The following is a 12,056-nucleotide window of genomic DNA, read 5'->3' as shown; positions in this document are numbered from 1 at the left end:
GTGAGGAAGCATGATAGCCAAGTATGCATTGGTTAGATCCAAAGGGGAGCTGAGATGAACTGGTATGGTGAACTCAATGTCATGAGGAAGGTTACTGCGAAAGTGTAGCTATTTTCTATAACGATAAGGTAACTTTAAGTAGTAGGCCTGCTGCTCTTGAAATCCATTCGAAAAACTGGGAACTACCTTTTCGTTGTGGAGAATGCCAAAGCTAATTGGCTAAATATCAGTAGAATTTAGAGGTCCACATGAGCAACATAAATGAAAGAAATGCGAGTATTACACCAACAGATATACCGAAAGTTCCTTTGCTTTGGCTGGACGAAATAATAATTATGAATGAGATCGCAAACCCAATTATAGGGGCGGCGACTAATAATTGAACAATACCATCAAGCATAGTAAATCCCATTTAAGTGATTGTGTTCTATCATGCATGAATAAAAGACACAACCGCTATATTTTGCTATTAACTATTTTCCTTTTTAAAATTTAGAACTATAGTGTACTTAACCTAAATTTCAATGAAAGTGAAAATATATGAGTACGGAAAAAGTAGAATATAAAGTAGTTGGAAAAGGAATTTTAAATGCATTCTGGTTCGGGCTTATCGTATTCATCATTGCATTGATCATCAATCATGTTAACCCACATAGTCACTATGGAGGATGGTCAACCCTTTCCAGAGGGTTGTCGATGGTATTTATTATTTTTGGTGCTGGCGTTTATTGCTTTTTTTGTTTCATAATTGCTATAAATGAGTGGTTAGATAACAGGAAAAAGAGTCATGTTAATACTGAAAAGGCAATGATAGCCACATTTTTACATGGTACCGTTGCTTTGTTTGTGGGGGGTTGTACGTTGATTATCTTCTATCAGTAGCTTTTCCTTTTTATTCAAAAAATTACGCAAAGGCTACACATTGTGTAGCCTTTTTCTATTTAGGAGAGGTGGTTGTGAGTCAAAATACCAGCAGTAATGATATCTCCATCATAATTTAGACCACCTAATTGGCGGTTTTTTTATCTCTAAAGGAGGCGTGACATCATTAATGGATATATTCTGTTCAGATTTTTGAGTTTGATACACGCCAAGCCGGTGGAGCATCTGATCGTGTTCGGTTCCCAACAGATGACATTATTACTGCCATTAAAGGTGCACAACAATCTGCAACTGAGGGTAGAAATAATGGAATATAGTATGTTTTATTTTAGATAAGATGTGCTATTAATTGTTATTATAAGATAAATCCTAATGATATTTGTGTGAGCCAAGGTGTAGCTTTAGAATTCACATTGACAACTTGAGTTACTATCACATGGGTTACAATAAGGCTATGTTATATATCTTAGCTACTCTCACTTTTTCATCACAAGCTAATTCATTATGGACTTACGAAGGTAGTGGAGCACCTGAAAATTGGGGGAAGCTGAGCGACGAATTCAAAGTTTGTGAAAATGGATTTAACCAATCCCCGATTAATATTGATAAGGTCATTGATGGCAAATTAAAGCCATTATCTATAAACATACATACCCACGCACAAAAAATCATCAATAATGGGCACTCAATACAAATCAATGTTAATGATGATGATGACTTTTCTATTGATGGAGCAACTTACCAATTAAAACAATTTCACTTTCATAGCCCAAGCGAAAATGAAATAAAAGGTAAGCAATATCCATTGGAGTTGCATTTTGTTCATTCCAAAAATGATGGTGGAGTTGCTGTACTCGCAATTATGTTAGAGGAAGGTGATGAGAATCCTGCCATCGAGCAAGTGTTGAGTAATATACCGGAAGAAAAAAATCAGGAAAAAGAGTTAGGTACAAATATTAACTTAGCTGCTCTTTATCCAGAAGACAAAAGCTATTATCGTTTTAGCGGTTCTTTAACGACACCACCGTGTACTGAAGGCGTGGTATGGTTAGTGATGAAACAGCCGATAAAAGCATCAAAAGAACAAATAAAGAAATTTCAACAAGCCTTGGGGCATTCAAACAATCGGCCCGTTCAGCCATTATATGGTCGGTTGATTGTAAACTGATATAAGCTTCAGTATAAAGCGCCAACGGGAGTAGTTGGCGCATTTTCAAATCACATAAAGTGTTTTTTATGGCCTAATTCCTATGTTTCAGGGTTACCATAAAAATGCTTTTCCAGTTGTTTCAATCAATCTTTAGCTATCTGTTAATGTATAAAAGACTAAAGAAGTTCTTTATTAACTGTTTCCATTTTTAAAACATCTTTATGAAAACGAGGAGCAGGTAATGTCATTTTTATCAATAAAACATCGGGGATAAAGAAAGCTCTTTTACTAAAGAAATGAGTTTAACTTAAATTTTCTCGATTTTTATTTAAATAGTAGTTGAATTGAAAAGAGGAGAGGCGAAATGACAGCGTGTCATGCATTGTTTATAAAAGCGGCTTAGTAATGTATAATAAGCATTGCTAAGTTAACTTACGGCTGCGGCCGGAGTTCTAGTAAAAGTGATAATAACTGACCCTATCTTATTTTGTATAATCTTCGGCATTGCTTTAGTCGTAGCTGTAATCTTTGAAATGATATCTGAAAATAATAGTGCTAACGAACTGAATTCAATGGGAGGTCATATGATGAAAAGATTTTCAAAATATATCAGTAAAATGTGTTTTTTTGCAGTAACAGTAACCTTATCAACCTTTCTAGGGCAGCCGTAAGTTAATTTTAACACTATGTACCATCCTGATTAGCTATAGTTCTCATTTTTCCTATGTTGTATTTGTCTTATTAGTCAGCCAGTGACTTAATTTTTTCAAAAAACATCCATTTAATTATTGAATAATGTGTCAATTATACGCTTAGTTAACGAAACGATATATGGGGCTAACTGTTTTAGTGATTCTTTGAATTAGATACTCATATTCCTACACGGTTCTAATGCCAATCATTGCGTTTTCTAAAGTGCTTATCACCTTTTTTATCAGTTGCAGCTTCTGGTAGTGATTTTTGCTTGAAAAGGTCTTTATCTATCATCGCTCATTTATAGTCATAGCCGTCTAGTTATTTAGCCTGACTATTTGGCTTTTCTAAAAATATTTTTCACCTTAAGTGTTTGGGTGACGGAATATAAAATGGGTAAAATAGGAATATTACTGATGATGATAATTTACTGAAATAAAATGCAAAAAGTGGTAGCCATCGGTGGTTAATGAAAATGTTTGTGTTATTAGAGAATAAAAAGGAAAATAGATATTCAGAAAATAAATAAAGGTACCTTAGTATGTTTAAGAAGTTCATGTATATCTTATTATTAACGTCAGGACTGGCTAGCGCTGAAAATCTTAAATTTGATGATTTTTTTCGCGAGAATCAAGACTTGAACACGCCTCTTTTAAAAAAGGTTATCATGGCGCAAGCGATTGGTATATATGAAATAGAAACGGTTCCAGAAAAAGAACTCAGGATATTAAATTTTGATCAGTCAGAACGAGAAAAAAGAGAAATGATCAAAAAACTATTAATTGAGCTTGATCCTAAAAGTTATGAGTATGCTAAAAAAGCGTTGATATTTCTACAAGACCTCTGTGATCAAGGCTATGGCTCAATATACAAGTTAGATGATGAAAATTGCGACATAATTAAAAAGCATAATCAAAAAGCATAACCAATGACGGCAAATAAAACTTTTACGAGAAATAAGCAGCCACTTGTGTATGGGCGTAATAACCTTTCAGAGTTGTTGTTATAGTGTTTTACTATCCTATTGATTTAATTATTTATTAAGTTAAATGATTGTAGTGAAAGCGTTATATCATTATTTGAAATATACAGTTAAAAGTGAATTTAAAATCTCTTGATGCAAAGTCGTGAAGGGGCTTCTCCTGTCTTGTGTGTCAAATAAAATAGCTTTTAATAATAAAGGGTTAGGAAAGAAAGAGCGACCTTTTAGGTGGCTTTTTTGTCATTGAAATCCTCTTTCGCTACTCACTTAACCATTCATGAATGGTTTTCTCTCCAACCGCTTCAGGAGCAGTGCTCTTCGAGCAAACTAAGTTGTTTTTGATGACGTTTGTGGTTAGAAAGACATTGTTTCTCATCAATAATGCCTGATAGGCCTAATATTCGTTTCACCTTCAAAACATGAAACGTTAAAAATCTAATTAGATGAGCTGTTTCCAGCTTCCTCTTTGGTTTTTGGTTAGTGGGATTAAATCTACTATGGAGGTACATTGAGTTTATCGGTTGAGATAGGCATCAAGGCGGCTCACTTCGCCATAGCGGTATGAGACAAATTACAGTTCATAGCCCTGCATGCCATTCAAATAAATCAAACATACATTATAACTAGAAATAATTTGATTATTAGCTAGCCAGTTTGTTCGATATCTTAAAAGTTTGATGCGTTTACAGAGAAAAAATTGAAAAATCGCTAATGCGGCATGGGACATGTTCTAGAGGTTGGTGAGTTATCAGCAATAGGTTATGAGAATATGACTGACGATACACTTGGAAAAAGTAAAATCGCTCCCATCATATAACTACATATTTTATAGCGGATAGACAGCCGTTTTGTCATAAGGTTATTGAATGTAGTGAGTTGGAGTGAAAATGAAAAAGTCGGTTTATAAAGCTAGCGGTTTATGGAACGAAAAATCTTTCATAACTCTTTTTATTGCAACAAGTGAAAAAGATGTTCTCTCAACAATCGCATTCTGGGCAAACTTAGATGGCGCCAGAGTCGATGAGCTATCTATCGAGCATTTCTGTTCTGTGCACTGATGACATTAGGATGAAAGAGTTGAGTTATTCATTTAGCTTAATCTCTTTCATCATGAAAAATTAACGGGTAGCAAGAGAATGACTAAAAAATTAGCTCTCAAAGAAGAGAGATAAACTCTATCAGGTTGGTTGTATTTGCTGATGTGGTCTGGTCTATGATGCTAGTTAAGCGAAAGCAAAAATGACTCGCCTCCGAATAGCCGGAGGCGAGGGAATGTTATATTGATAAGTATCAAGTACATTACTTGGCAGCTAGCTTGCTAGTTTCAAAAGCTATTTATTCAGAGTAGTGCAGCGTAACGAGTTTTAAATTCCCAGTTATACGCTACGCCAGCCTTACTTTTTCCATTGTCCCAGTTCACTGACCAAGTCATTAAGCCTTTGATGGATAGGTTTTGAGCATCAAGACGTGAAAAAGCGTTATAAACTGCTTGCTTATCGACGACATAACCGCTACCAGCGGCATCATTATTACTTGGTAAGCCAATAACAAATTTTGACGCTGGGATCTTAGTGTAGCCGCGAGTACCCGTTACTAAACTTTCGGTGAGGTAATACAGAAAATCTTCCTTCATGGCGTCGTTATTTTGAGCGAGCCAAGCACCTGTACCAGCTGTTGTTTGATCGACCCAGATACCGTCACCACCTTGGTTATAATATTGCGGTGCGATGAAATCATAATAGCCTTCGAGCGCGGTAATATAGTCAAGATAAGTCCCATTAATACGTAAATAAGGAAATTCAGGCGCCATACTAATAATAAAGTTTTTACCTTCTGCCGCATAATGTGCTTTTATTTTTTTCAACGCGGCAGGTAAAACAGTTTTATTATTGGCAGCACCAATGGCAGCCTGTTCTAAATCGATATCCAGACCATCGAAACCGTAGACTTCTACCAAACGGATAATTTCATTAGTCAGCTTGTCTTCATCGCCAGATGTCAACGCGATATGTGCATCTGCGCCACCGAGAGAGATCAACACCGCACGACCTTGGCTATTTAGTACGCCGACTTGACGACGAAATTCGGTGTCAGTCAGATTATAAGGCTTGAAGGTTGGAATGCCTTCTCCCTTCATGAAGGCGACGGCGACAACGTTATATTCTACGGGAATATCAGTTAGATCCATGTTGGTGAATTGGCCTTGTTGATAACCATCACTAGTCCCTGCGGCCCAGTTATGCCAAAAACCCATCATGATTTTTTTATTGGATATATCAGGCATAGTGGCTGCATCATCGACAAGGGATGTATTGGTAATGTCATTTGAGCTCATAGTAACCTCATTATTGTAGGTAAGATTAATTCCACTCGTTCCCAATATTCAATATTGGTAGAACGTAAAGATATAGTGCGAATTTTCTATGAGGCTGTGCTGAAAAATTTTCCTACCAATAATAAATTAAATTCAAACTAGCAATAATACGCTATATTCTAGCGTTTGAGTCGTCATCTAATATTAGAGTAAGCTATCGGCGATAGCGAATATAAGGTCGATTATTTAGATAGTTATAAAATAATAACTTTACTTTTATAATAAATGTTTTTCAAAAGTCATTATTAACAAATAAAGGTGGTTTATGTTCTGCTAGGTAATATATTTGTTACTAACAATACTAACTCATTGCCTGAAATTAATGGTTGCTAAAGAAGAAATGATAGAGTCAGCGTGAGTGTTTGAGGGGATAGGGAATGGAGAGAGGCGAATATACCATTTATGTCCTATTTTTATATTTTGTGAAGCGTAATACTGTTAATATTCAAAAGCATACTCTTCGTATTCCAGTGATTATATTTTATTTCTGATGATAAATTGCTTCTATTTGTTAATGAAGAGGTTATTCACAAGATGATATGGATTGCTTTTACACATAAACAAAAGTATTTATCTAGTAGAGTTTAAATACAAGAGACAAAAGAATTACGTTAGGTGACTATTCTTTTGATAGCTAACTTAGCGAGCCGACTTATGCAACCGATGAAAATCGAAAAATTGGCAGAAGGGCGTGTGTTATTCAAAATTGAAAATTCTTAACGTATTTCTATCTTTTTTGAGGGGATGATATCAGTTTATATAAGGTTCAGTATTTTTTACTCCTTTATTTTTCTGGCTGAAATGTTTCTATTAAAAATCAACTGGTTATATGTCATTAAAAAATAAAAGGTATTTTCCACAAAATCAGATGTAATATATTGTTGAACTTAGATTTTTTGCTGATAATTTATAGTGCACTGCCGTATAGGCAGCTTAGAAAGTATGTTAGAACTATCAATAATTTGCAGTTATGTGCACTGCCGTATAGGCAGCTTAGAAATACACGGCAGTGAATGTTAACAGTAAAATTATGTGCACTGCCGTATAGGCAGCTTAGAAAATGCTGCGAGTTGTCGATGAGTTAAGTAATGCGTGCACTGCCGTATAGGCAGCTTAGAAATGAAATTAACGGGGATTCCGTGAATGTATCTAGTGCACTGCCGTATAGGCAGCTTAGAAATGTGACCTACGGCATAGAAGGCCGTAGGTCACTAGTGTGCGATTATATCAGTGGCTCAAAATCCTCTTATCACTATATGCCTGCAATACTGTAAAAATTATTATCTGTTAGTCTTAATACAACATATAAGTTATTTTTATGATATGGATTGGGATCTGCTTCCCAAAATTACCTTATACACTATGAAATTAAAGGCGTAACGATAGACGTAGCCTAAGTTAAATTGTATTAATATAGCAAGGTGGCTTATCAAAACAAACGGAAGGTTGGCTTAGCATGGATGATCTCTCTCCGTCAGATTTAAAAACAATCCTTCATTCTAAACGTGCCAATATGTATTACTTGGAGCATTGCCGAGTGATGCAAAAAGAGGGGCGAGTTCTCTATTTTACTGAAGCAAAAAATGAAAATCTTTACTTTAATATTCCGATAGCGAACACAACGGTTTTACTATTAGGAACCGGCACCTCTATTACTCAAGCGGCGATGAGAATGTTATCACAAGCAGGGGTACTGGTGGGGTTCTGCGGCGGTGGTGGAACGCCTTTATATATGGCTACCGAAGTTGAGTGGTTTACACCACAAAGCGAATATCGGCCAACGGAATATTTACAAGGTTGGATGAGCTTTTGGTTTGATGAACAGAAACGCTTATCCGCTGCGAAAACGTTACAGTGTTCACGTATTAACTATTTACAGAAAATATGGCAAAACTCTCGGGAACTGAAAAGCGAAGGGTTTATTTATGACGACACAGTTATTCAAAACGCATTAAAAACCTTTCAAACGCGAACTGATGAAGCCAATGACACACAAATATTATTATTAATCGAAGCACAGTTGACTAAAGTGCTATATAAATATGCGGCAAATAATACTGGGCAAAACAATTTTACCCGTCAGCATCAAGCAATAGATAAAGCGAATACTTTTTTAAACCATGGTAATTATTTAGCGTACGGTTTAGCTGCAAGCTGTTTATGGGTTCTGGGGATCCCTCATGGCTTTGCAGTGATGCATGGAAAAACGCGCCGTGGTGCTTTAATATTTGATATTGCAGATTTAATTAAAGATGCCATTGTACTGCCATGGGCATTTATTTGCGCTAAAGAAGGGGCTACAGAACAAGAATTTCGTCAGCAAATTTTACAGTCTTTTATTGATAATCACGCTTTAGATTTTCTGTTTGATACCGTTAAAGCTATTGCATTACAAGCGGGGTCACAGCAACACATACAAAGGTCAGAATTATGATGGTGACTTTTGTTTCACAATGTGAAAAACATGCTTTAAAAAGAACTCGGCGTGTATTAGACGCATTTGCCAATCGTATTGGCGATAATACATGGCAAACGCTTATTACGGAGGAAGGGTTACTTACCGTAAAAAAAATGTTGAAGCAAAGCGCGAGTCGCAGTACTGCTGTCAGTTGTCACTGGATACGCTCTCGCTCACGTTCGCAACTTCTCTGGATTGTTGGAAATCGAAATAAATTTAATTCACAAGGATATGTGCCAGTAAATCGCACTGAAAAATCATTTTTGGGGCGAGAAGATGAAAATGATTGGAAATACCTTTCTTTAATTAGTACTTTTGCAAAATTAGCCGCTTTATTTCATGACTGGGGTAAAGCGTCACGCTTATTTCAAGATAAGCTCAATCCTGCAATTAAAACGACATTTAAAGGTGACCCTGTTCGTCATGAATGGGTATCCACAATATTGTTTAGTTTATTAGTTAAAAACCAAGGGGGTGAGAGCGATGAGCAATGGCTTGAAACCCTCATTAAGAATGAATGGGATGAACTGCAATTACAGCAAGGGGCAACTGAAAATTATTTATTACAATCACCGTTGGCTAATTTGCCTGATGCCGCAGCTTTGCTAGCATGGTTGATATTATCTCATCATCGGTTGCCTTTTCTTAATGAACAAGAACTTAAAAATTGGCAAGACATAGCGCTTAATACACATAATCAGTTACTAACTGAAATAAGGCAAAATTGGGGTTATGAAAATAATGATGATATATCTCAATTTCAACGACGTATTAAGATGTGTTTTGAGTTCCCTAATGGCTTATTAAGTCACTCGACTGTTTGGATTCGCACCGTTCAGAAAGTCGCAAATGAGCTAAAAAATCAATTACCGTTATTTCGACAAGCAATGACCGATGGAAGTTGGAGAGTGATTGCCCATCATGCACGCCTTTGCTTAATGTTGGGGGATCATAATTATTCATCCAAAGGGAATGATCCTCAATGGCGCAGTGAGATAGCGCTATATGCTAATACCCATAAAATTAATCATATCCCCCAATTTAAACAAAAACTTGATGAACATCTGGTGAAAGTAGCAGAAATAGCCGGTGATATTGCAGAAACGTTACCTTATTTTGAAAGCGAACCATCTCCTGTCAGTGATATTCCTCAGTTAGCTTATGATAAAAACAGTAAAGGGAAATTTAGCTGGCAAGAAGATGCAGTTAATTCAATCTATCAATATCGTAAAAAGCGCGATGATGAGATAAAAGGTTATTTTATTGTCAATATGGCGAGTACTGGCTGTGGTAAAACACGCGCGAATGTCAAAATTATGCAAGCGTTATCAGAAGATAAGCAAAGTTTTCGTTTTATTTTATCGCTGGGGCTACGTACGTTAGCATTACAAACAGGGGATGAATATAAAGATAAAAATAGTATTGGGTTAAATGAGGGAGATATTGCGGTTTTAATTGGCTCTAAAGCGGTCGCTCAGTTACACCAACAAGCAAAAGAGAATGACGATAACTTAAAAGCCCATGATCAAGATTCATCGCCGCAGCTTAATACCAACTCGAATAACTTATTGCCTTATCAAACCGGTTCTGAATCACAAGAAATGTTGTTCGATGAAAATGAAGAAGAGCTGAGATGGGCAGAAGATAAATGGCAGGGAGTTCTCCCTGAGGAACTGTTATCAACGGTGCTTACTAGAGCAAAAGATCGGGCTCTACTCTATGCACCTGTTTTAGCTTGTACTATTGACCATATCATGGGAGCCACTGAAACAGTTCGTGGAGGTCGCTACATTTTACCTTGTTTGCGGTTAATGTCTTCAGATCTTGTCATTGATGAAGTGGATGACTTTACTGATAGTGACTCGATAGCCGTAGCGCGTCTTATCTATATGGCTGGACTATTAGGGCGTAAAGTCATGATCTCCTCTGCTACGATAACCCCAGATACTGCGTTAGCTTACTTTCATGCGTATCAGTCTGGGTGGTATGCCTATGCTAAAAGCCGTCAACAGCCCTTAGAGGTTGGTTGTCTATGGGTGGATGAAGGTGAATACGACTCAATAAAAGATAAATGTCAATCTTCAACCTTGGCGGCGACATTAGTCGCTAATGATGACAATACGCCTTATTTATACCAGCAGTACCATGACAAGTTTATTAAGAGAAGAGTCAATGTGTTAGCGCAACAGCCTGCACGTCGTAAAGCATTAATAGTACCTACACCGAAGGATAATACTCAAGATAGTCAACAATGTTATTTTAATCACATCCTCAATGCAGCATTAGCTCAACATGACCAGCATGCCTTTCTCGATAAACGTACGGGTATTCAAGTTTCATTTGGTGTGATACGTGTTGCGAATATTTTACCTTGCGTTGATTTAACACGTTTCTTACTTGAATGTGCATGTCCTGAAGGTGTTGAAATTCGCACCATGGCTTATCACAGCCAGCAAGTTCTTTTACTACGTCATGAGCAGGAGCAACATTTAGATAGCGTTTTAAAACGTAAAGAGCAGGTCGGAGAAGAGGCGAATGCACTCAATAATCCAATTATTCGCCAGCATCTAGAAAATGTGAGCATAGAAGGGAAATCTCAGCATTTGCTATTTATTTTAGTTGCAACTCCGGTGGAAGAAGTAGGGCGTGACCATGATTTTGATTGGGCTGTTGTAGAGCCATCATCTTATCGTTCTGTTATTCAAATGGCAGGGCGTGTTCGCCGACATCGAGAAGGCGAAGTTCAGCAGCCTAACATCGCATTACTGCAATACAACAAGAAAGGGTTTGAAGGTGGGATAGATAATCCTTTTTCTCGCCCTGGCTATGAAAATAATCATATTGGACTTGGCTTATCTACTCATAACCTTTGTGATCTTGTTGATGAGCAACAGTTACTCAAATCAGTTGATGCGACACCACGGATACAACAGCAAACTAATTATGAAAATAAAAAGCACGGGGATCTAGCTTGTCTAGAACATGCGGCAATCAAGTATACACTTAAAACTGAATATATTTTCCCTCCTAAACAGGTAGAAAAACCGGTGGCTACAAAAAGACGGTCGCAAAGTAAAAATTATCATACGTTACCCCGTAATGCGGCATCGCATATTTGGGGATACACCCATGGTTGCTGGTGGATGACCGCAGTGTCCCAGCAACTCGCCTCTTTTCGCAGTCAAATGCCATCTTTTCGGCTTGTTTTGGAAATATCACCAAAAGGCACAATACAATTTAGTGAATATACTCGAGAAAGTGGGTGGATATCGGTAGGGCCTCAAAATGGCATTTATTACAACAAATTTCCTGAGTCGATAAAAAAACGATTATGGTTGGTTCGGGACTATGAACAATCCATTCAATCGCAGGGAATGGATGGGAAACAAGCGACTTCACTGTCACGGTTTTATGGTGAGTTAACATTTTTAAAACAGCAGAATAGAGACGTTATCTATCATTATGATGACCAAATGGGGATCTATCCGGTAATAAGATAATGAAGATAAAAGATACC

General features: G+C 37.0%; 6 protein-coding genes, 1 pseudogene and 1 CRISPR repeat array. Of the genes and pseudogenes, 6 read left to right on the top strand and 1 reads right to left on the bottom strand.

Annotation, left to right across the window (positions count from 1 at the left end; all coding sequences use genetic code 11):
- Window positions 1–540: 540 nt before the first annotated feature.
- The 4 genes from ACWPW6_RS11695 to ACWPW6_RS11680 all read left to right on the top strand — a co-directional run bounded on the left by ACWPW6_RS11695 (window position 541) and on the right by ACWPW6_RS11680 (window position 4,765).
- Window positions 541–882, top strand: coding sequence for a hypothetical protein (locus tag ACWPW6_RS11695; RefSeq protein ID WP_154623575.1), 342 nt, complete (start codon window positions 541–543; stop codon window positions 880–882).
- A 454-nt stretch (window positions 883–1,336) separates the two neighbouring features.
- Entirely contained in the window at window positions 1,337–2,050 is a 714-nt protein-coding gene (locus tag ACWPW6_RS11690) for a carbonic anhydrase (RefSeq protein ID WP_154623574.1), read from the top strand.
- A gap of 1,231 nt (window positions 2,051–3,281) precedes the next feature.
- Window positions 3,282–3,650 carry a hypothetical protein gene (locus ACWPW6_RS11685; RefSeq protein ID WP_154622959.1) on the top strand — a complete coding sequence of 123 codons (369 nt, stop codon included), beginning with the start codon at window positions 3,282–3,284 and terminating at the stop codon, window positions 3,648–3,650.
- Window positions 3,651–4,594: 944 nt separating this feature from the next.
- The gene (locus ACWPW6_RS11680) at window positions 4,595–4,765 is read left to right on the top strand and encodes a hypothetical protein (protein WP_167520921.1); all 171 of its coding nucleotides are present in this window, start codon (window positions 4,595–4,597) and stop codon (window positions 4,763–4,765) included.
- A 284-nt stretch (window positions 4,766–5,049) separates the two neighbouring features.
- Here the strand turns inward: ACWPW6_RS11680 and ACWPW6_RS11675 are convergent.
- Window positions 5,050–6,042: pseudogene (locus tag ACWPW6_RS11675) on the bottom strand (chitinase); the annotation flags it as partial.
- A 951-nt stretch (window positions 6,043–6,993) separates the two neighbouring features.
- Window positions 6,994–7,261: a CRISPR direct-repeat array (repeat unit 28 nt; unit sequence GTGCACTGCCGTATAGGCAGCTTAGAAA).
- A 276-nt stretch (window positions 7,262–7,537) separates the two neighbouring features.
- Between ACWPW6_RS11675 and cas1f the strand changes: the two are divergent.
- On the top strand, window positions 7,538–8,515 hold the full coding sequence (gene cas1f, locus ACWPW6_RS11670; RefSeq protein WP_154623414.1) for a type I-F CRISPR-associated endonuclease Cas1f: 978 nt from the start codon (window positions 7,538–7,540) through the stop codon (window positions 8,513–8,515).
- Window positions 8,512–12,039: a type I-F CRISPR-associated helicase Cas3f gene (gene cas3f / locus ACWPW6_RS11665; RefSeq protein WP_249998960.1), complete on the top strand. Its 3,528-nt coding sequence runs from the start codon at window positions 8,512–8,514 to the stop codon at window positions 12,037–12,039. Before cas1f ends, cas3f begins: the two co-directional genes overlap by 4 nt.
- Window positions 12,040–12,056: the final 17 nt, after the last annotated feature.

The sequence above is a fragment of the Providencia sp. Marseille-Q8014 genome (genome assembly GCF_965112055.1).
The sequence above is the reverse complement of the archived record's forward strand: the minus strand, read 5'-3'. Positions and strand labels throughout refer to the sequence as shown.

Coding starts and splice junctions, on each gene's coding strand:
- ACWPW6_RS11695 (WP_154623575.1), top strand. CDS start 541: ATGAGTACGGAAAAAGTAGAATATAAAGTAGTTGGAAAAGGAATTTTA.
- ACWPW6_RS11690 (WP_154623574.1), top strand. CDS start 1,337: ATGTTATATATCTTAGCTACTCTCACTTTTTCATCACAAGCTAATTCA.
- ACWPW6_RS11685 (WP_154622959.1), top strand. CDS start 3,282: ATGTATATCTTATTATTAACGTCAGGACTGGCTAGCGCTGAAAATCTT.
- ACWPW6_RS11680 (WP_167520921.1), top strand. CDS start 4,595: ATGAAAAAGTCGGTTTATAAAGCTAGCGGTTTATGGAACGAAAAATCT.
- cas1f (WP_154623414.1), top strand. CDS start 7,538: ATGGATGATCTCTCTCCGTCAGATTTAAAAACAATCCTTCATTCTAAA.
- cas3f (WP_249998960.1), top strand. CDS start 8,512: ATGATGGTGACTTTTGTTTCACAATGTGAAAAACATGCTTTAAAAAGA.